The following is a 19,685-nucleotide window of genomic DNA, read 5'->3' as shown; positions in this document are numbered from 1 at the left end:
ATCAGCCGGGCCGGATCGCGGGGGCGGGCAGCCACCAGGTGTGCCAGACGCCACCGCTGCCCCGGCCCCGCCGGACGCGGAACCGCACCTCGCCCCACCAGCGCCGGTGCACGTCGCGGCGCCAGCAGATCAGCTCGCCGTCGACCACGGCGTCCATCGCCCAGCCCTCCGGGAAGGTGCCGCGCTGCTCCGGGACCGGGTAGGCGAACGCCTTGGCCAGGTCGACCCGGACCGGCAGCCGCGGGGTGCGGTAGCGGTCGTCACCGGGTTGCTCCGGCGGTAGCGCGGGGACCTTGTCGAACACGTGGTCTAGTATGGCTACTGCGTTCGGGTGATCGCCAGTCAGCGGCGGTCGACGGCCGCCTCGACGCCGTCGAGGAACATCGCCAACGCGTCGGCGAAGGCCCGCTGCGCGCTCTGCACGACGTAGGGGCGGGAGTCGTCGGTGAACACGTCCTCGGACTCCATCCGGACCAGGTGCGGGAACCGCTCGGCGAAGTCCGGCGCGACCTCGTCGAGCCAGGCCGACCGGTCGTACCACCACGCGTCCTCGGCGACCCCGGTCTCCTCGCCCGCGCGGTGGGCGTCGGCGATCGTCCGCGCCGCACCCCGGACCAGGTGGAACAGGGCGCTGGTCGCGCTGCGCAGCTCGCGGGCGGACAGCCCGGTGCCGTGCAGCGCCCGCAGCAGCGCCTCCAGGACCGCGAACTCGTGCGGGCCGAGCACCGGCCGCGCCTGCGACACCTGGAGCAGCCACGGGTGCCGCTGGTAGCAGCCGCAGAGGTCCTCGGCCCACGCGGTGACCGCGCGCCGCCACCCGCCGCCCGGCTCGTACTCGCCGGCCAGCTCGGCGTGCGCCTTGTCGTACATCAGCTCGACGAGCTCGCCCTTGTTCGGCACGTAGGTGTAGAGCGCCATCCCGCTGCGCCCGAGCTGCCGCCCCACCGCCCGCATGGACACCGCTGCGAGCCCCTCGGCGTCGGCGAGCCCGATGGCCGCGTCGACGATGCGGTCCACGGTCAGCGCGGGTTTCGGTCCGGGCCCGGACCGCTCCGCAGCGCTGCCGGGACTCCGCCACAGCAACGACATCGACCGGCGCGCATCCCCCTGGCCCGCGAAGACGACCATCGACGAGCTCCTCGATTCGGCTCCACCAACCGTATCAGCGCACCCCGCCGCGACCGGACGCGCGAGCTCCCCGGTCCGATCGGCGAAGGATGGACGTGCCCGCCCTTCGCCCCGGCCGCGCGGGTCACCGCTACCCGAGCCACTCCAGGGCTGCGGTGGTCATGGCGGTGATGCCGGTGGTGAGGGTGGGTTCGATGACCGGGGCGAAGAACGGCGAGTGGTTGGACTGGACGTCGCGGTTGAGGGTGCCCGCCGCCTTGGCCTTCGCGTAGACCTCGGGGTCGGCGCCGCCGAACATCCAGTAGACCGTCGGCACGTCCGCCGCGGTGCCGAACAGCCCGACGTCCTCGCTGCCCATCAGCGGCGGGGTCTCCCGGACCTGCTCGTCGCCGAGCCGGGCGCGCAGCGCCGCCACCGTGCGGTCCGTGGCCGCCGGGTCGTTGACCAGCACCGGGAAGTCGACGAGCGGCTCGAAGTCCGGCTCCCGGTCGGCGCCGGAGGCCACCGCCTCGGCACGCACGATCCGGTGCACCGCCTCGATCACCTGGGTCCGCACCGGCTCGGTGAAGCTGCGGATGTTGACCCGGATCTCGGCCTGGTCCGGGATGATGTTGTCCTTGGTGCCCGCTTTGACCGAACCGACCGTGACCACCGCCGTGTCCAGCGGCGCGACCTCGCGGGAGACCACCGTCTGCAACCGCAGCACCGTCGCGGCGGCCATCACCACCGGGTCGACCGAGCTCTGCGGCTGCGAACCGTGCCCGCCCCGGCCGTACAGGGTGATCTTGATGCCGTCGGCGGCGGACATGCTGGGCCCGCTGACCCACGCCACCGCACCCGCCGGGAACGGGAACACGTGCTGGCCCAGGCACACGTCGGGTTTCGGGAACCGTTCGAGCAGCCCGTCGTCGAGCATCGCCCGCGCCCCGGCACCGATCTCCTCGGCGGGCTGGAACACCGCGACCACCGTGCCGGACCACCGCTCGCGCGATCCGGTGAGCAGGTCCAGCGCGCCGAGCAGGCAGGTCACGTGCATGTCGTGACCGCACGCGTGCATCACCGGGACGTCGTCGCCGTCCGGGCTGGTCCCCCGCGCGGTGCTCGCGTAGGGCAGGCCGGTCCGCTCGGCCACCGGCAGCGCGTCGAAGTCCGCGCGCAGCAGGACCGTCGGTCCCGCACCGTTGCGCAGCACGCCGACCACCCCGGTGCCGCCGACGCCGCTGGTCACCTCCAGCCCGAGCGCGTCGAGCCGGCGGGCGACCTCGGCGGCGGTGCGGTGCTCGGCGAAGGAGAGCTCCGGATGGGCGTGCAGGTCCTGGTACAGCGCCACGAGGTCCTCGTGGATGTCGTCGATCCGGCCCCACATGTCGCCCATTCCAACCTCCTCGTCGTGCGGAGCTCCACCGTAGGCGGCGGAGGGGCCCGAGCACCATGCCCGCCGATCAGGGGCGGCGGGTCGGGAACTCCACGACCTGCTGGTACGTCGGCCGGTTCTGCCAGCTGATCTTGTCCTGCGCGATGCCGCCGATCTTGTTGTGGATCAGCGCGTCGGCGCACCACTGGTCGCCCGGCTCGCAGTCGGCGTCTCCGGGGTAGGTCCGCTCCGACGGGACCGCCGCGGCCTCGACCAGGGTGTCCAGCAGGACATCCCGGCAGGCGCCGAGATCACCGCCGCCGCACAGCGGCTCGCCGAACCCGCCCGGCACCTGCTCGCCGAGGACGCCGCGGAGGTCCTTCGACACCTGGCCGAACCAGCCGTACTGGAACGCCGAGCCCTGGTGCGGCTGGCCGACCTGCAGCCCCGGCTCGCCGTTCTGCCAGCCGGACGGCGACTCGTTGATCCCCATCACGTCGGTGAGCGCCTGGTAGGCCTCGGTGCCCAAGGCCGGTTCGAACTGGCCGCGCACCAGCAGCGGCCACCAGGCGTCGAGCAGCTCGATCGCCTCGGCGTGCGCGTACTCCCGGCTGCCCGGCTCGGTCTCGACCCGCTTGCCGCCCTCGGCGGCCCAGTCCCGCAGCGAGCCGACCAGCGCGGCGGTGTCCGGGTCCTCGACCGGCGCGCTGTCGATCACCCGCAGCAGGTCCGGCAGCACCCGCTCGACGCGCAGGTCGGTGACGCCCGCCTCGGCCATCGCGCGGGTGAGGTCGGCGCGGGTCACCGCGCCCCGCTCGACCAGGGCCTGGACCCGGCTGTCGAGAAGATCGCCGCGCTGCACGGCGTTCTTCTCCATCGTGTCGGCCGCGGTGCCCGGCGCCTGCTTGTTGTTCCAGCTCGTGTAGTAGTCCTGGTTCACCGAGTTCGGGTGCGCGCTCATCGGCACCTCGGCGAAGGTGTTGTCCGCCGGGTTCCAGCCCTGCCACTCGTAGGCGGGGTCGGAGACGATCGGCATGCTCGGATCGACCACCGGCTGCCGCACCACGTTGGCCCCGGAGTTGAAGTAGGCGGTGTCGTCGGCGTCGACGTAGAACCAGTTGAAGGTGTAATTGATCTCCTGCGCGGCCCGCTGGAAGTCCTGCGCCGAGGCGATCGCCGCCGGGTCGTTGAACATCTGGAACCCGACGATCGAGTCGACCTCGTGCAGGAACGTCGTGCGCGCGGTGGTGAAGGCGACGGGCTTGCCGTCGATCGTGGCGCGGTGGGTCACCGGTCCGTAGCGGGTGCGGAAGGACACCAGCCGGTAGCCGCCGGCCTCGGTGTCGTCACCGAGGTTCGGCGTCCAGTGGTTCTCCCGCTCGACGGTCCGGAACGGCAGGCATTCGCCGTGGAACCGGTAGAAGCCGGACTCCTTCGTGGGCGCGCTGCCGTCCGGCTCGCACAGCTCCACCGCGTAGGTGTCGATGATGTCCTGGGACGCGGTGGTGGCGCTCCAGGCGTAGTCCTGGCCGCGCCCCAGCAGCGTGTAGAAGCTCAGGCCGGCGAAGGACGCGCCGCGCGAGGAGATCCCCGGCCCCTGGAGCTCCTGGAGGGTGAGCAGCTGCGGCGCGAAGTACCCGGTCTGCGGGCCGAACACGGCCACCGGGTTGCCGCTGGCGGTGTGCTCGCCGGAGACCACCAGCGCGTTGGACATGCCCCGCCGCTCGCCCATCCCGCCGGGCACCACGCCGTCGTCGAACAGGCCGCGCAGGCTCTCCACCGGGTCGTCGGTGGCGGGCCGAGGCGAATCGGCGTCCGGCTGCGAATCGGGGTCGGCGGGTTCGAGCGCCGAACCGTAGGCGTCGTGGACCAGCGGTTGCTCGGTGACCGACCCGGGGTCGGGCAGCGCCACCCCGCGCGGGTCCTCCGGCGTCGTGCCGTACGGGAAAGACCGTCCATCGTGGAGCGTCGTGATGGCCTCCGGGTCGTTCTCGCCGCGGAAGGTGCGCCAGACCTGCTCGCCGCGCTCGGGGCCGAACCGCTCGTGCAGCTCCATCCGGGCGATGGCGTTGCGCACCTCGCCCCCGCCGCCACCGCCGAACTGCGCGCCGACCAGGGCGGCCAGCACGACGAGGTCGGTGAGCCGGAAGGGCTCGATCCGACCGGCGTTGGTGATCGGGTCGACGTGCCCGGTGGCGACGTACTCGCCCGGGAAGTACCGGCCCCGGTGGGCGCGCTCGACGTAGGCGTTGATGCCGTCCAGGTAGGACCGGGCGTCGGCCAGCGCCTGCGCGCCGCGTTCGCCCTGCGCGGCCACCGAGTCGAGCTGCCGCTGCAACTCCTGCTCCGTGTAGGGCGCGACGGCGAAGAACTGCTGCTCCAGCTCCCGGTTCATCGGCGCGCCGCCGGCGAACGAGGTGACCTCGCCGCGTCCGGCCCGGCGCAGCACGTCCATCAGGAACAGCTTGTCCTCGGCGGTGGCGAACCCGGCGCCGAAGGTGGTGCCGTCCCGGGTGGTCCCGTAGACGTGCGGGATCCCGGCGGTCTTGTCGCGCACGATGGTGACGTCCTCGCGCGGCTGGTAGATCCGCTCCACCTCGTCGGGTTCGACGCCGAAGGAGTTGTCGTTGAAGAACTCCCGGATGGTGTCGGTGGTGAGGTGGGAGTACCCGCCGATAAGGTCGTCGTACTTCTGGATCTGGTCGTCGGAGTGCGGCGGCCGGGTGCCCAGCAGCAGGTGGCTGACGAGGTCGGCGAAGGTGGCGTTGCCGTTCTGCCCCGGCGGCAGGATGTGGTGGCACTGATCGCCGCAGTAGTCCGGCGCGGGCTCGGGCAGTTCGGGTCCCGCCGCGGCGGGGGGTGCCAGCAGCAGCGATCCGGCCACGGCCACCACCGCCACGAGCGCCGCGGGGCGCTGAGCTCGACGCATTGCCCGTCCTCTCGTCGTCTGGCAAGCGCACCGTAGCCAGCCGGACACGAAACCGAAATGCGTTCATGTTCGATTGACCCGAACGGCCCAGCAGCGGTGGCGGCCTCGTGACCCGCAGCGCCCTCACCAGGGCTCGGCCGGGCCGAGCAAGCCCTTCCAGCGCTCGTTCTCCCGCTCCAACGCCGACCACAGCAGGTTCAGCGGGTGCTCCGCGGCGCACCCGTCGCGCTCCCCGCGCCGCGCGAACGCCCCGACCAGCACCTGCCTCGCGGGGTCCACGTCGTCGACGAGCTCCACGGTGCGCAGACCCTGGCCCTCCGGAAGCCGCCCGTCGTCGGCGGCCTCGCCCACACCCCGGGTGACGACCATGCAGCCCTGCATCAACCCGCGGCGCAACAGGTCGAAGCCGTAGCGCACGTCGTCGACCTCGGAGACGATGTCGAGCTCGTCCCGGTAGTCCCGGCCGAACCAGGCACCGAGGAAACCGGAGATCAGCCCGCTGTTCGGCACCACCAGCGGCAGCGACGGCAGCCGCCCGACGTCGATCCGCCGCTCCCCCAGCACTTCCGGCGGCAGGTTCGTCACCAGCACCAGCCCGCTGCGCCGCCACTCCAGCACATCGAACCCGTCGAGCTCCGCGCCGTCGGCGGTCACCAGCACGCTGCCGCAGACCAGGTCGGCCTGCTTGGTGCGCAACGCGTCCAGCAGTTCCCGGGTGCGCAGGTGCAGCACCCGCATCTCCACCCCGCGCCGGGCGAACTCCTCGGCGACGTGCTCACCGGCGTTGGCCATGAATTCCAAGGTGAACCGGGTGGTCCCCACGGTGATCGTCTCGCCGCGCACCCGCCGCGCGTCGCGCACCCCGTCCAGCCACTCGTCCAGCGTCCGCCCGGCGAGGTCCACGAAGGACTGCCCGGACGGGGTGAACAGGACGTCCTTGCCCCGCCCCTGCTTCACCACCAGCGGTTCCCCGCACAGCCGCGCGAAGTTGCGGTTGAGCGTGTCGAGCTGCTTCTGCACGCTGGACTGCTCCCGGCCCAACCTCCGCGCCGCCGCCAACGCGGTGCCGAGCTCGCGCACCAGCACGAGGGTCCGCAACTGGTCCATCGTGGTGTCGAGCAGCGGACCGGGAATGTCCAGCAGGTCCGGGGCGGGACCGCCGGATGCGGCTGAGGGCATCGCCGACCTTTCGCATGCGTACCGGACCGATCAGTCTAAGGACCGGCTCGGGCGGCGGGGGCGGGACCTCAGCGGCGCGCTGATCTCGGGGCCAGCACGAATGATCTCGGGAAATGTTGCTCCGAACGCTGGAACGCGGTGCGGCCCGGTGGAAGGATCGACGTCGTCGCCGCGGACCGTCGCATCCGCCCGGCGCTCCGGCGCCCAGCCGACCGACCCCCGACCCGGAGGACCGCACCGCACCATGCGCATCGCGACCGCGCCACCGGCGTTGGCGGCGTCGTCCGCGCCGGCCGGGCTGATCGGTTCGGCCGCGGTGCTGGCCGGCGGACGCGACCTCGCCGAGGAGCACACCGCGGTGCTGGCCGAGCGGGAGCCGCGAGCGCTGGACGCCCAGGACGTCGTGCCGGGCACCGACGTCGCGGAGCTGCTGCGCGCGGGGTCGGGCACTGGGAGCCGATCGTGGACCACGCGTGGCGGGCGCTGCTCACCACCGCGGTGCTCGGCCTGGTGGCCAGCGCCGCGGTCGCGGTGCTCGCCGCGCTGGCCGCGCGCGGCCGGACGCGGGGGCGACGGCTGCTGCTCACCGCCGGGCTGGCGCTCGCCGGGTGCGCGCACCTGGCGAGCGCCAGCCCAGGTCCGCCCCGGCAGTGCCCACCGCGGCCGCCGCAGTCGCGGTGGGCACCGGCCTGGTGGCCGCACTGCTGTGCTGGCTACCGGGAACCGGACGGCGTTCGCGCGCCGTCCCATGAAGGCGCAGCGCCGGCTGGGGGTCGGCGCTGGATCACGCGGTGCGCCCGGTCACGACCGGGCGCACCGCGCTGCTCACGCCTGGCCCATCGGCTGCCGCTGGCGGCCGAGCCCCTCGATCTCCATCTCCACCACGTCGCCCGCCGCGAGGTACGGGAAGCGCCCGGACAGCGCCACGCCCTCCGGGGTGCCGGTGTTGACCAGATCGCCGGGTTCGAGCACCACGTACTGCGAGAGGTGCCGGACGATCTCGGCCACGCCGAAGATCATGTCCGAGGTGCTGGAGTCCTGCCGGATCTCGCCGTTGACCCACGACCGCAACCGCAGGTCCTGCGGATCGGCGATCGCACCGGTCGGCACGAACCAGGGCCCCACCGGGTTGAACGTCGCGCAGCACTTGCCCTTGGACCACTGGCCGCCGGAGTGCTCGTTCTGGAACGCCCGCTCGGAGACGTCGTTGGACACCACGAAACCGGCGATGTGGGCCAACGCCTGCTCGGCGTCGTCGAGGTAGCTCGCCCGCGCGCCGATCACCACGCCGAGCTCGACCTCCCAGTCCGTCCGGGTGGCGCCGCGCGGCACCAGCACCTCGTCGAACGGGCCGACGACCGTGTTGGGGTGCTTGAAGAACAGGATCGGCACCTCCGGCGGGGCCGAACCCGACTCGGCGGCGTGCGCGGCGTAGTTCTGCCCGATGCACAGCACCGCGCCCGGCCGCGCGATCGGCGCGCCGACCCGCAGACCGCTGCCGTCGGCCGGGTCCTCCACCTGCGGCAGCCCGCCGTCGGCCAGCGCCGCCCGGGTCCGCTCGACGCCGTCGCCGCCCAGGAACGCGGCGTCGATGTCGACCGCGACCGGCGTCAGGTCGAACAGCCGCCCCTGCTCGTCCAGGACGTGCGGACGCTCGGCCCCGGCCGGGCCCAGCCTCAGAAACTTCATCATGCTCCTCCAGGTGCGAAAAACGGGCCCTCATCAGGCAGTTCCTCGACGACGAGGATCACCGCGCCGGGCGGATGAGGATCTTGCTGGCGTCGGAGGCTCCCGAGGCCAGGTCGGCGAACGCGGCGGCGGCGCCGTCCCACGGCACCCGCCCGTCGATCAAGCGGTCCACGCGGTCGTCGGCCTCGGCGACCCACCGCGCGGTGCTCGCGAACTCCTCGCGGCTGTAGCAGAAGGCGCCGATGAGCTGCCGTTCCGCCGTGCTGATCGCGTAGGCGGGCACGGTGAGCTCCTGCTCGTTCATCCCGACCAGCACGATCCGGGCGCCCCGCGCCGAGGCCGCGCAGGCGTCGCGCACCGTGGCCGAGGAGCCCACCGCGTCGAGCACCAGCGTCGGCGCGGCACCCAGCGCGGCGGCGGACCCCGCCACCACCTCGGCCGGGTCGAGCACCTCCGCGCCCAGCGAGGCCACCAGTGCCGCGCGCTTCGGGTGCGGCTCGCTGACCACCACGCGTTCCGCGCCGAGCCGGTGGGCCGCCAGCACGCACGCCTGCCCGATCGGTCCGCCGCCCAGCACCAGCACCGCGTCCCGCGGCCCGCACCCGCCCCGGCGGGCGGCGTGGTAGCCGACGGCGAGCGGTTCGACCAGCGCACCGCGCTCCTCGGCGATCCCGGCGGCCAGCGGGACCACGTTGCGCGCCCGGACCACCATCAGATCGGCGAAGGCGGAGCTGATGGCCGGATCGACGCCGATCACCCGCCGGTCGGGGCAGGTCTGCTCCTCGCCCGCGTCGCAGGCCGGGCACGCCAGGCAGCCCAGCACCGGGTTCACCGTGACCACGTCGCCGACCGCGAGGCCGGTGCCCGCGAGAGCACCACCGGCCACCACGGCGACGGTCTCGTGGCCCATCACCTGATCGGGATGTCTGCGGCCGTTCTCGCCGGTGTAGCCGTGCACGTCGGAGCCGCAGATGCCGGTGGCGGTGATGCGCAGCAGCACCTCGCCCGGACCGGGCTCGGGATCGGGCCGGTCGTGCACCGCGATCGAGCCGGGCCCGTGGAACACCAGTGCGCGCATCGACCCTCCGGTTCAAGGACGTGAAGTCACTTCGGCCGGATGAATCTCAGCAGCAGCCGAGGGCGACGTCAAGGTCAGCGGCGGAGCTGTTCCTCCACCGCCGCGACGACCTCGGCCAGCGGGCGGCGGGTCCGTTCGGTCCAATCCGGGCCGCAGCGCGGCGTGGGCGCCGACACCGACAGGGCCGCCACCACCTCGCCGGTGTGGTCCCGGATCGGCATCGCCACGCAGCGGCAACCCACGATGTACTCCTCGTCGTCCACCGCGTAGCCGAGTTCGCGCACCCCCTCGACCTCGGCGCGCAACGCGTCGAGATCGGTCACCGTGCTATCGGTGAAGCGCTCCAACCGCACGCCCCGGTAGCGGCGCTCCCACTCCTCCGGGGACAGCCCGGACAGCAGCGCCTTGCCCAGGCCGACCGCGTGCGCGGGCAGCCGCATCCCGACCGCCGAGACGAGCTTCATCGGCTGCGGCGACTCGGCGATCGCGATGTAGACGTTCTCGGTGCCGTCGAGCCGGGAGAGCTGCACGGTCTCCTCGGTCTCGGCGGCGAGCCCCTCCATCAGCGGCAGCGCGAGACCGACGATCCCGCGGTGCCCGGTGTAGCCCTGACCGACCGTCCACGCCTTGAGCCCCAGGCCGTAGGTGCGCGTGGTCTGGTCGAACTCGGCGAAGCCCCGGTGCACCAGCGTGCCCAGCAGCCCGTGCACGCTCGACAGCGGCAGGTGCAGGATCTCGGCGATGTCACTGAGGCGGTGCCGCCCCCGGGACAGCAGCTCCAGGATGACCAGCGCGCGGTCCGCGGACTTCACCACGCCGGGCCCGCTGCCCGCCTGCTCCGGGACGGTCGATTCCGCCTTCACACCGCATTCCCTTCCCTCCGCCGCCGCCAGCGACGCTCCGACCTGCGTAGATGCTCTCCTACCGCACAGTACAGCGGGCAGTCGACCATCGCGCAGCCACTCGGTCAGTCCACAGTGGATCCCGTCGGTGCAGCGGAACGCCCGCCCGGCACCGGCCTCGCGCGGGCTGCTGCCGGACGCGGCGGACCGTGGTCCATGATGTCGGGACCCGGCGAGGCGGGAGCGACAGCCGCCGAGCAGGCGTCCCGGACACCGGCCAACCCGAGGAGGAGATGTGCGAGCGGCTTACCTGGTGACCTCGGTGACCGACGTCGTCCTGTCCGCCTGCGGCGCCCGGACGGCGCGCCGGATCACCAAACCCGCCCTGATGCCGGTGCTCGCCGCCCAACGGCCGCCGCGCGGGGCGGGGGCGGCGATCGGGCTGGCCGGGTCCTGGGCGGGCGACGTCGCGCTGCTCGCCGAGGGCGACCGGCCGTTCCGCGCCGGGCTCGGCGCGTTCCTCCTCGCCCACCTCGGCTATGCGACGGCCTTCGCGCGAGGCGGGCGGCCCCGAGCGGCGCACCTGGTTCCCGCGGCGGTGTTCACCGCGACCAGCGCGGTGGTGTTCGGGCGGCTGGCGGGACCGCTCGGCCGACCGGTGCGGGCCTACGCCGTCGCGATCGGCGCGATGGGCGCCGCCGCGACCACCGTGCGCGGCCCCGGCGCGCGCCGCATCGCCGCGGGCGCCGCCCTGTTCATCACCTCGGACGCGCTGCTCGGGCTCGGCCGCTTCGGGGTGATCGGCCGACGTCCGGAGCTCACCGATGCGGCGGTGATGACCACCTACGCGCTCGCGCAGTGGCTGATCCACGATGGGCTCAGCGCGCGGAACTGACCCGAGCGAACGGTCGGAGCGGTTCCGGACGACGGCGGGGCAGGTCACGGCGGTGCACCGTGGGGATCGACCAGCTGCCGAGCCGGTCCCGCGAGGCGTCGGCTGGCGCGGAGACCCGGTCGCGACGGCGACCGCAGCCGATCCCGGTGGGCATCGGCCGTGGACGAAGTCCGGTCGCGAGCGGTCGCAGTCGAGCCGGACCCGGCGGGGCATCGGCCGTGGCGGAGGTCCGGTCGCGACGGCGGGCCAGTCGCGGAGCACGACCGCACGGGGAGCCCGGCCGCCGAAGCCGTCCACCGCCGGCGGGGCGGTCGCCGTCCGCCGACCGCGCCTGGCACCCCTGCCCGGTGGCGACGACCTCGTCCGCACCGTCTCCCGCAGGAGAAGGTGACGTCAACGCCCGCGGGGCGGGCCGGTGCGCACCGACCCGCCCCGCCGCCGCGTCAGCCCAGCTGGGCGACGATCTCGTCGTGGTAGGCACCGACCCGCGCGTAGACACCGGGGCTGCCCGGTCGCGCGCACCCGTTGCCGAACGAGGTGACGCCGATCACCCTGCCGCCCGCGACGATCGGGCCGCCGGAATCGCCCTGGCAGGTGTCCACGCCGCCCTCCGGGAAGCCCGCGCAGACCATCGCGCCCGGGTCGTACTCGGGGTAGGCGCTGCCGCAGTCGGCGTCGGAGTTCACCGGCACGGTCGCCCGCTGCAGGTGGTCGGCGCTCGCACCGCCCTCGGAGGTGTTGCCCCAGCCGAGGATGGTGGCCTCGGTGCCCGGCGCGTAACCGGGGTCGTCGGCCGTGGCCAGCTCGATGGGAGCCTCCTGGACGGGAGCCGACAAGGTCAGGACGGAGACGTCGAAGCCCTCGGAGGCGGTCCGGTACTCGGGGTGCACCCAGACGTCGGTGACCTCGGAGACGGTGCCCTCGCTCGAGGACATCACGGTCCGGCCGCTGACCACGTTGATCTCGGCGGGCCGGGAGTCCGCGGTGCAGTGCGCCGCAGTGAGCACCTTGTCCGGGGCGACCAGCGAACCACCGCAGAACTGCTGGCCCGACGGGGTCACCAGCGCGACGGTGAACGGGTGGTCCTGGATGTCGGCGTCCTGGCCGCCGACGATGAACGGGGTGACGTCCGGCGCGGGCTCGGCCTGCGCGACGCCTGCGGTGGCGGCGGCGGTGAACAAGGCGGCGGCGACACCGGCCAGCCTGGTCCAACGGCGAGGGGCTGGGGCCATCGTGCTCTCCTGTCTGTCGTGCCGGCCACGGGACCGGACGGCTGATCACGCAGGACTCCAGGCACGATAGCGGCGCGCAGCAGCCGCCCCAAAGCACTCGAATCTGCCGGTTTTCCCAGTGCGGCAGGGAAAACGGACATCGGCGGAGATATCCCCGGCGCACCCCGATTCGCACCGGGGATACCTCCAGTCGCGGCCGGACCCCTCCGACCAGCGTTGCCACCGATCCCCGAACCGGCGGCGCACGTCCGCGGCCCCGACTGCCACATGAACGGACGTGCGCTCCCTGGTGTACCGAAGATCGGACGGAATATTCCAGGCCCGTTCGGGGGGTATGCGGTAGTCACTTGTTCAACTAGTTGGCCTAGGGGGCGCGGCGGCGAAACGCCCGAACGCACTCCCGGCAAGACGGCTCGGCATCCCGCACCACCGCGCCCGACCTGCGATTCCCGCGCAGGTGCCGCGCGGCAGCCGATTCCCCCGAGGTGAGCGCCGACCGCGCCGCATCCCGGTCGGCCGGACCACCGGAGGTGCCGGTTCGTCGCCGAGGCGCATGACCGGCGCGCTCGGGTCAGCGCGGGGTCAGTCCCGCGTCGTAGGCGAGCAGTCCCGCCTGCACCCGGTTGTCGCAGGGCAGCTTCACGAGCAACCGGGAGACGTAGCTCTTGACCGTCGCCTCCGACAGGTGCAGCCGCTCGCCGATCAGTGCGTTGGACAACCCCTGGCCGAGGCAGGCGAGCACGTCCACTTCGCGCTCGGTCAGGTTGCGGACCAGCTCGACCGCCTGCCTGCGGGTGTCCTGCTCGCGCGCGGACGCCGCGACGAGCCGCTTCTTGGCATCGCTGGACAGCACCGTGTGCCCGTCGGCGGCCACCCGGACCAGCCCGATCAGGTCTTCCGGCGGCGTCGACTTGACCAGGAAACCGGCCGCCCCGGCGCGCAGCGCACGCAGCACGTTCTGGTCGGCGTCGAAGGTGGTCAGCGCGACGACCGCGGGCGGATCCGGCATCCGGCAGATCCGTTCGATCGCGGCCAGGCCGTCCACGCCCGGCATCCGCAGGTCCATCAGCACCACGTCGGGGCGGTGGCGTACCACGGACTCCACGGCGGCAGCACCGTCCTGCGCGTCGTCCACGACGTCGAGGTCCGGGACCGAGCCGAGGATGGTGCGCAGGTGCGCGCACACCATCGGCTCGTCGTCGACGACCACGACCCGGATCGTGTCAGGCATCCGCGCTCGCCTCCCCCGTCGGCACGTACGCGGGGAGTATCACATCCACCTCGAAGCCGCCCTCGTCCGTCGCCCCCGCGCGGAACGCGCCGCCCACCAGCTCCACCCGCTGCTGCAGCCCGAGCAAGCCGGTTCCGGAGCCGCTGCCCGCGAGCCCCGGTACCGCGTCCAGCAGCGGTGGCGAGTTGCGCACGAACAACCGGACCCGTTCGTCGCTGTAGATGGTCCGCACCGTCACCGCGGCCCCGGGTGCATGCTTGTGCACATTGGTGAGCGCCTCCTGCACCACCCGGTAGGCGGTGCGCCCGACAGCAGCGGAAACGAGCGCGGGATCGCCGTCCTCGACGAGCCGCACCGGTACCCCGACGGCTTCGGACTGGCTCACGAGCTGGCCGATGCCGGGCACCGCTTCCGGCACGGCGTCCTCGGCGGGGGCCGCGGGCTCCGCCGAGCCGCTCCGCAGCACGCCGACGAGGTCCCGCAGTTCCTCCAAGGCTTCGCACCCGCTGGCGCGCAGCTCCCCGGCGGCGCGCCGGGTCTCCGGGTCCTGCGCGGCCACCCCGAGCGCGCCCGCCTGGAGCACCATGAGGCTCACCCGGTGCGTGACCACGTCGTGCATCTCGGCGGCGAGGCGCGTTCGCTCGTCCGCGCGGGCCTGGTGGGCGAGGAGCTCCTGCTCCCGCTCGGCGCGCTCGGCGCGCTCGCGCAGCGCGTCGACCAAGCGGTGGCGAGCGCGCGCGTACAGCGCGAGCACCGACGGGAGGACGGTGAGCACGACGGCGTTGACCAGCGTCTCGCCCGGCGGTTCGGCCCACGGGCGCACCGCGAGCAGCGAGGTGATCGCGACGAGGTCCCAGGCGAAGATCCACCGTCGGCGCGGCTGCGCGTAGCGGATGGCGGCGTAGATGGTCCACGGGGCGGTCGCCGGCATCCACGGGTCGGTCGACCGGTTGATCACGAGCAACGGCCCCGGGCCAAGCTCGATGAGCACCGACTGCACCAGCGTCAGCACGGCGACGCAGGTCATCAGCGCGACGGGGAAGCGCCGACGCACCAGCAAGCCGAGCGTGAGCGCGTGCATGATGAGGGCGTCGGCCCAGGTGCCGCCGGCCCAGTCGTAGGTGCCCGCCGGGACGTCGGACGGGAACAGGAAAAGCATGACGCGGCCCAGCACCTGGAGGCCCAGGACGAGAGCGACGTCGAACGCGGCTTCCCGCTTGGAGTTCCAGAGCAGCCGCCACAGCGGACGCTTCACGGTCACCACACTAGGCAGGACCGCGCTGCCGAACCGGGAATCACCTCCTTTCCGCCCACAGCTCTAGACGAAAGTTGCGAGGGCGACGGGACGGCACGACTTTCGGCAGGGCAGGAGGCAACCGGCGGCCGTGTCGCGGAGGTGCTCGCCCGGGCTTCACTCGGTGTCGTTCCGCACGACGACTGGGGGAGACCATGCGAACCGAGCTCATCGACCCGGTGGCGACGGAGGGCCGGCCGGGCGCACCGGATCACCGGTTCGCCCGGTGGCCGGTCCTGTCCATCACCGGACTCGTCGCCGCGCTGCACCTCGCGTTCAGCGCGTCCGGCCAGCACTGGATCGACGAGGTGTACATGCTCGCGGCGGGCAGGTTCCACCTCGACTGGGGTTTCGCCGACCAACCGCCGCTGGTGCCGCTGCTGGCCGCGGCGATGGACCTGCTCGCACCGGGTTCGTTGCTGGTCCTGCGGCTGCCCGCCGTGCTAGCCACGGCCGCGGCCGTGGTCGTGACGGCCCTGATCGCGCGGGAGCTCGGAGCCGACCGGCGGGCCCAGGTGCTGGCCTCCGGTGCCGCCGCGACCGGCCTGTGGGTGAGCACCATCGGCCACTGGCTGACGCCCTACGCCGTCGAGCCGCTGCTCTGGCTGCTGATCACGCTCGTGCTGGTGCGGTGGATCCGGTTGCACCGGGCGGGTCGGGACGACGACCGGCTGCTCCTGCTGCTCGGCGTCGTCGTCGGGATCACCGTGCAGACCAAGTTCCAGGTCGTGCTGCTGTGCGCGGTGCTGCTGACCGGGGTGGCCCTCTTCGGCCCGCGCGCGCTGCTCCGGCGCCCGGCCTTGTGGGGCGGTGCCGGCATCGCCCTGCTCATCGCGCTGCCGACCCTGCTCTGGCAGGCGTTCCACGGCTGGCCGCAGCTCGCGATGGGAGCGGTGGTGGCGGGCGAATCATCGTTGCTGTCCGGTGGACGAGCGGGCACCGCGGCATCGCAACTGCTCTACGCCGGGCTGGCTGGCCTCTTCCTGCTGAGCTACGGCCTCTGGCGGCTGCTGCGGTCCGCCGAGCTGCGGGACTACCGCTTCTTCGCGATCACCTTCCTGTTCCTGTACGTGTTCTTCGTCGCCACCGCCGGTCGGCCGTACTACCTGATCGGTCTGTACGGCATCGCGATGGCCGCCGGTGCGGTCGGGCTGCAACGCCGCCGGGAGGCCGTGCGGGCCCGGGGGCGCACACCGCGCCTGAGCTGGACCGCGTGGCCCGCCTACGCGCTGTCGATCGCGCTGGCCGGGTCCTCGATCGCCGCCAGCGGCGGCCTCACCTCCCTTTTCGGAGCCATGAACGACCAGCGGATCATCGCCGAAACGATCAGCACGTACCGGCAGCTCCCCGCCCAGCAGCGCTCGGACCTCGGTCTCGTCGTGGAGAACTACATCAGCGCCGCGACGATCGAGGTCGGCGCGCGGGGCACCGGAGTGCCACCGGTGCACAGCCCGCACCGCGGCTACGGGTACTTCGGCCCGCCCGCCGAGCATGTCGACTCGGTGCTCTACGTGGGGAAGGACCCGTCCCGCCTGCGGGAGCACTTCGCCGAAGTCCGGTTGGTGCGCGAGGCCACCACGAGCTATTGGTTGTGCACCGGGCGCGAGGGCCCGTGGTCCTCGATATGGCCTGAACTGCGGTTCCTGTGATGTCCGTGCTGCCACAATGGAACCTCGCCCCGCTCGACGGAAGAGAGGCCGCAGTGCCCGCCGAACGACCTCCGCTCCAGCTCCGACCACCCCGTCACCGCGTGGAGCGACGCGCCATCGCGTGGTGGACCGCGCAAGCCGCCCTGCTCGTCCTCCCGCTGCTGGCGGCACTCCTGGTGTGCGCCTTGCTCATCCCGCCCGCGCGGTTCTGGCTGCTGCTCGCCCTGGTGGTGGTCGGCGTCCTCGGCTTGGCCTACATCGGCGTGATGCCGCAGTGGCGGTACCGGGTGCACCGCTGGGAGACCACGGAGGACGCCGTCTACACGTCCGCTGGTTGGCTCAGCCAGGAATGGCGAGTGGCGCCCATGTCGCGCATCCAGACCGTCGACACCGTGCGCGGCCCGCTGCAGCAGCTCTTCAACCTGTCCAGCGTCACGGTCACCACGGCTTCGGCCGCCGGGCCGCTGACCATCGACGGGCTGGACCGGGAGGTCGCCGCGGACGTCGTCGCCCGGCTGACCGAAACCACCCAGGCGACCCCGGGAGATGCGACATGAACGCCGCGGCGGACGACGACTGGCAGCGACTCGATCCCAAGGTCGTGCTCGCCGTGCTGGCGCTCGTGCTGGCCCCGATGATTCCGGCCCTGGCGGTCATGCTCATCGCCGGAGCCGAGCCGACGGCCGTGCTCACGACGCTGGGGATCTGGCTGGCGTCGGCGGTCGCGATCGGTGGCCTCACCGCGTCGAGCTGGTACTTCACCCGGTACCGGGTCACCGGCGAGCGGTTGGAGATGCGCACGGGCGCCGTGACCCGGAGCCACCGCTCGGTCCCGCGCGACCGGATCCGCAGCGTGGACATCACGGCCGGTCCGGCGCACCGGGTGTTCGGCCTGGCGGTGCTGAAGGTCGGCGCCGGGGGCCAGGGCAGCGGCAGCACCGAGCTGAAGCTCGACGCGGTCACCCGGCCGGTGGCCGAAGCGCTCCGGCAGGAACTGCTCTACGGCAGCGCGACCGCACCGCAGGAACAGGCCGAGGAAACACCCGACGGCGCGCTGGCGGTGATGCGGCCGGCGTGGTTCGGCTACTCGGCCCTGACCCTGTCGATGATGGCGGTGGTGTGGGGTGCGATCGCCTCGGCGGTCGGCTCGTTCTCCGAGCTGCTGACCGCGTTCGGGTTCTGGGGCGTCGTCTACGCCGCGGCGACGTCGATCCCGCTGTGGTTGATCGTCCTCGCGAGCTCGACCGTCGTGCTGCTCACCGGGATGCTCGGCTCGCTGCTGCTCTCCCTGGAGGCGTGGTGGGGCTTCCGGCTGACCCGCGATCGCGGGGACACGCTGCGGGTCCGGCGCGGTCTGCTCACCACCCGGTCGATCTCGCTGGAGGAACGGCGACTGCGCGGCGTCGAGCTCGTCGAACCGCTGCTGCTGCGGTGGGTCCGCGGGGCGCGGGTGCATGCGGTCACCACCGGGCTCAGCGAGACCAAGGGCGACAAGCAGCCGGACAACAACACCCTGCTCCCGCCCGCCCCTCGGGACGTGGCGCAGCGGGTCGCGGGGAACGTGCTGCGCGACGAGGAACGACCGACCGCCCTGGCCCTGCGCGGCCACCCGAGCGCGGCGCTGCGGCGACGGCTCAACTGGGCCGTCCTCTGGGCGCTCCCGGTGGTGGTCGCCGCCGTGGTGCTCGGCGTGCTGGGGCTGGTCCCGGTGTGGCTCGCGGTGGTGGCACCGGTCGCGGTGCTCGCGATGGGCGTGGGCTTCGCGGTGGACGCCTACCGCGGTCTGGGACGCGCCCTGGGCGAGCGGTACCTGGTGAGCCGATCGGGTTCGGGCTTGCGGCGCACCGTCGCCCTCCAGCGGAGCGGCATCATCGGGTGGCGGATCAAGCAGTCGATGTTCCAGCGGCGCTCCGACCTGATCACCGTGGGGGCCACCACGGCGGCGGGGCGCGGGGTCTACCACGTCCACGACGTCCTCTCGGCGGATGGCTTGGAGTTCGCCGACGAAGCAGCTCCGGGGATCCTGGCGCCGTTCCTGGAACGGCGCTGACGTGGCGAGAGGGGGATCGCGCGGTCCGATCGGTGAGGAAGCGGTGGCTCCGCTCCGGCAGAGCGGAGCCACGTGCGCCTAGCAGTCGTACTGTCCGCGCTTGATCTCGCTGACGAACTCCCACCAGCGCTGCGGTGCGATCATGAGGTGACCCGAGGCACGGTCCTTCGTGTCCCGGATGCCCACGCAGTCGGCACCGAAGCCGACCTCGACGCACTGGCCCTGCCCCTGGGTGCGGGTGCTCGTGCGCCAGTCGGTGATGTATCCCATCCTAAAGCTCTCCAATGCGATCGTCGATGAGTTGCAGAGACCCTTCAGGGCTTATCGCATGAGCCCGCAAATGGTCCATCATCGTCACGTAGTTGTGCAGTTCTATCTCTCTTTCGAGGTAGAGGCCGCCCACGTGAGTCTCCAAATAAACCACGTCCGGGTCGATGTGATTCGAGTAACGCAGGATCACGAACGGCCCGGCCTGCGCCGGGTGAGCACCCGCGTCCAGGGGCATGACCTGAAGGGTCACATGCGGTAATTCCACCAGTTTGATGACGTGCTCGAGTTGTCTGCGGAGGACGTCCGCACCGCCCACGCAACGGCGCAGCGCCGCTTCACCCACCACTGCCCACAACTCGAGAGGGTTGGACCCGGTAACGCGTTGTTGGCGTTGTATGCGGAGATCAACTCTTCGGGTTATTTCGGAGTCGTCCGCTCGAATGAGCGTGGATTTAGTAATGGCATACGCATATTCGCGCGTTTGGAGCAGACCGGGAATCGCCTCGGACTCGTAGGTGTGGATCGAGGATGCCTCCGCCTCCAGTCCGACGTAGGTCTCGTACCACTCGGGCAGGACGTCGCTGTAGGAATGCCACCACCCGCGCTTGCGCGCGTCGCGGGCCAGGTTCACGAGCTGTTCCCGCTCGGAACCGTCCACTCCGTAGAAGTCCAGGAGCGCCGAGACGTCACCGACCGAGGGCGACCGCTTGGCCGTCTCGAACCGTCCGATCTTGGCCTGGGTGCAGCCGAGGTGCGTCGCAGCCTGCTGTTGGGTGACCTCCGCCCGCCCCCGGATGCGGCGGAGCTCGGCAGCCAGACGGCGGCGACGCACAGTGGGGCTCACTGTCATGCGGACAGTCTCCTC

General features: G+C 72.5%; 17 protein-coding genes. 4 read left to right on the top strand and 13 right to left on the bottom strand.

Annotation, left to right across the window (positions count from 1 at the left end; translation table 11 throughout):
- Position 1: 1 nt before the first annotated feature.
- From ACQP0T_RS05810 to ACQP0T_RS05775, 8 genes are all read right to left on the bottom strand, one after another.
- A complete protein-coding gene (locus ACQP0T_RS05810) occupies positions 2–304 on the bottom strand; it encodes a hypothetical protein (RefSeq protein WP_433871647.1) in 303 nt (100 codons plus the stop codon).
- 38 nt (positions 305–342) lie between these two features.
- Entirely contained in the window at positions 343–1,128 is a 786-nt protein-coding gene (locus tag ACQP0T_RS05805) for a TetR/AcrR family transcriptional regulator (protein ID WP_433871646.1), read from the bottom strand.
- Positions 1,129–1,258: 130 nt separating this feature from the next.
- A complete protein-coding gene (locus ACQP0T_RS05800; protein ID WP_433871645.1) occupies positions 1,259–2,503 on the bottom strand; it encodes an amidohydrolase in 1,245 nt (414 codons plus the stop codon).
- 67 nt (positions 2,504–2,570) lie between these two features.
- Positions 2,571–5,411, bottom strand: coding sequence for a penicillin acylase family protein (locus ACQP0T_RS05795; protein WP_433871644.1), 2,841 nt, complete (start codon positions 5,409–5,411; stop codon positions 2,571–2,573).
- A 123-nt stretch (positions 5,412–5,534) separates the two neighbouring features.
- Positions 5,535–6,590 carry a LysR family transcriptional regulator gene (locus tag ACQP0T_RS05790; protein ID WP_433871643.1) on the bottom strand — a complete coding sequence of 352 codons (1,056 nt, stop codon included), beginning with the start codon at positions 6,588–6,590 and terminating at the stop codon, positions 5,535–5,537.
- Between the two features lie 825 nt (positions 6,591–7,415).
- A complete protein-coding gene (locus tag ACQP0T_RS05785; protein WP_433873603.1) occupies positions 7,416–8,279 on the bottom strand; it encodes a fumarylacetoacetate hydrolase family protein in 864 nt (287 codons plus the stop codon).
- Positions 8,280–8,337: 58 nt separating this feature from the next.
- Positions 8,338–9,357, bottom strand: coding sequence for a zinc-dependent alcohol dehydrogenase (locus ACQP0T_RS05780; RefSeq protein ID WP_433871642.1), 1,020 nt, complete (start codon positions 9,355–9,357; stop codon positions 8,338–8,340).
- 74 nt (positions 9,358–9,431) lie between these two features.
- Complete coding sequence (locus ACQP0T_RS05775; protein WP_433871641.1) at positions 9,432–10,220, bottom strand: IclR family transcriptional regulator; 789 nt, start codon at positions 10,218–10,220, stop codon at positions 9,432–9,434.
- Between the two features lie 301 nt (positions 10,221–10,521).
- Between ACQP0T_RS05775 and ACQP0T_RS05770 the strand changes: the two genes are divergently transcribed.
- Positions 10,522–11,094: a lysoplasmalogenase gene (locus ACQP0T_RS05770; protein ID WP_433871640.1), complete on the top strand. Its 573-nt coding sequence runs from the start codon at positions 10,522–10,524 to the stop codon at positions 11,092–11,094.
- Positions 11,095–11,537: 443 nt separating this feature from the next.
- Here the strand turns inward: ACQP0T_RS05770 and ACQP0T_RS05765 are convergent, their stop codons facing one another.
- The 3 genes from ACQP0T_RS05765 to ACQP0T_RS05755 form a co-directional block, all read right to left on the bottom strand.
- The gene (locus ACQP0T_RS05765) at positions 11,538–12,326 is read right to left on the bottom strand and encodes a S1 family peptidase (RefSeq protein WP_433871639.1); all 789 of its coding nucleotides are present in this window, start codon (positions 12,324–12,326) and stop codon (positions 11,538–11,540) included.
- 571 nt (positions 12,327–12,897) lie between these two features.
- Positions 12,898–13,557 carry a response regulator gene (locus tag ACQP0T_RS05760; protein WP_433871638.1) on the bottom strand — a complete coding sequence of 220 codons (660 nt, stop codon included), beginning with the start codon at positions 13,555–13,557 and terminating at the stop codon, positions 12,898–12,900.
- A complete protein-coding gene (locus ACQP0T_RS05755) occupies positions 13,550–14,812 on the bottom strand; it encodes a sensor histidine kinase (protein WP_433871637.1) in 1,263 nt (420 codons plus the stop codon). Before ACQP0T_RS05755 ends, ACQP0T_RS05760 begins: the two co-directional genes overlap by 8 nt.
- Before the next feature lie 194 nt (positions 14,813–15,006).
- Here ACQP0T_RS05755 and ACQP0T_RS05750 point away from each other — a divergent pair, with 194 nt between their 5' ends.
- The 3 genes from ACQP0T_RS05750 to ACQP0T_RS05740 are packed head-to-tail and all read left to right on the top strand — an operon-like array spanning position 15,007 to position 18,550.
- Positions 15,007–16,500 carry a glycosyltransferase family 39 protein gene (locus ACQP0T_RS05750; RefSeq protein ID WP_433871636.1) on the top strand — a complete coding sequence of 498 codons (1,494 nt, stop codon included), beginning with the start codon at positions 15,007–15,009 and terminating at the stop codon, positions 16,498–16,500.
- The gene (locus tag ACQP0T_RS05745) at positions 16,500–17,057 is read left to right on the top strand and encodes a PH domain-containing protein (RefSeq protein ID WP_433871635.1); all 558 of its coding nucleotides are present in this window, start codon (positions 16,500–16,502) and stop codon (positions 17,055–17,057) included. Before ACQP0T_RS05750 ends, ACQP0T_RS05745 begins: the two co-directional genes overlap by 1 nt.
- The gene (locus ACQP0T_RS05740) at positions 17,054–18,550 is read left to right on the top strand and encodes a PH domain-containing protein (protein ID WP_433871634.1); all 1,497 of its coding nucleotides are present in this window, start codon (positions 17,054–17,056) and stop codon (positions 18,548–18,550) included. Before ACQP0T_RS05745 ends, ACQP0T_RS05740 begins: the two co-directional genes overlap by 4 nt.
- A 78-nt stretch (positions 18,551–18,628) precedes the next feature.
- Here the strand turns inward: ACQP0T_RS05740 and ACQP0T_RS05735 are convergent, their stop codons facing one another.
- Positions 18,629–18,820, bottom strand: coding sequence for a DUF397 domain-containing protein (locus tag ACQP0T_RS05735; RefSeq protein ID WP_345362855.1), 192 nt, complete (start codon positions 18,818–18,820; stop codon positions 18,629–18,631).
- Position 18,821: 1 nt separating this feature from the next.
- Positions 18,822–19,670 (bottom strand): helix-turn-helix domain-containing protein, encoded by an 849-nt coding sequence (locus ACQP0T_RS05730; protein ID WP_433871633.1) that lies wholly within the window; start codon positions 19,668–19,670, stop codon positions 18,822–18,824.
- Positions 19,671–19,685 lie beyond the last annotated feature (15 nt).

Source organism: Saccharopolyspora sp. CA-218241 (genome assembly GCF_050954615.1).
Lineage (GTDB): Bacteria > Actinomycetota > Actinomycetes > Mycobacteriales > Pseudonocardiaceae > Saccharopolyspora > Saccharopolyspora cebuensis.
This window is presented reverse-complemented; position numbering and strand designations above follow the sequence as displayed.

Coding starts and splice junctions, on each gene's coding strand:
- ACQP0T_RS05805 (WP_433871646.1), bottom strand. CDS start 1,128: ATGGTCGTCTTCGCGGGCCAGGGGGATGCGCGCCGGTCGATGTCGTTG.
- ACQP0T_RS05800 (WP_433871645.1), bottom strand. CDS start 2,503: ATGGGCGACATGTGGGGCCGGATCGACGACATCCACGAGGACCTCGTG.
- ACQP0T_RS05795 (WP_433871644.1), bottom strand. CDS start 5,411: ATGCGTCGAGCTCAGCGCCCCGCGGCGCTCGTGGCGGTGGTGGCCGTG.
- ACQP0T_RS05790 (WP_433871643.1), bottom strand. CDS start 6,590: ATGCCCTCAGCCGCATCCGGCGGTCCCGCCCCGGACCTGCTGGACATT.
- ACQP0T_RS05785 (WP_433873603.1), bottom strand. CDS start 8,279: ATGAAGTTTCTGAGGCTGGGCCCGGCCGGGGCCGAGCGTCCGCACGTC.
- ACQP0T_RS05780 (WP_433871642.1), bottom strand. CDS start 9,357: ATGCGCGCACTGGTGTTCCACGGGCCCGGCTCGATCGCGGTGCACGAC.
- ACQP0T_RS05765 (WP_433871639.1), bottom strand. CDS start 12,326: ATGGCCCCAGCCCCTCGCCGTTGGACCAGGCTGGCCGGTGTCGCCGCC.
- ACQP0T_RS05760 (WP_433871638.1), bottom strand. CDS start 13,557: ATGCCTGACACGATCCGGGTCGTGGTCGTCGACGACGAGCCGATGGTG.
- ACQP0T_RS05750 (WP_433871636.1), top strand. CDS start 15,007: ATGCGAACCGAGCTCATCGACCCGGTGGCGACGGAGGGCCGGCCGGGC.
- ACQP0T_RS05745 (WP_433871635.1), top strand. CDS start 16,500: ATGTCCGTGCTGCCACAATGGAACCTCGCCCCGCTCGACGGAAGAGAG.
- ACQP0T_RS05740 (WP_433871634.1), top strand. CDS start 17,054: ATGAACGCCGCGGCGGACGACGACTGGCAGCGACTCGATCCCAAGGTC.
- ACQP0T_RS05735 (WP_345362855.1), bottom strand. CDS start 18,820: ATGGGATACATCACCGACTGGCGCACGAGCACCCGCACCCAGGGGCAG.
- ACQP0T_RS05730 (WP_433871633.1), bottom strand. CDS start 19,670: ATGACAGTGAGCCCCACTGTGCGTCGCCGCCGTCTGGCTGCCGAGCTC.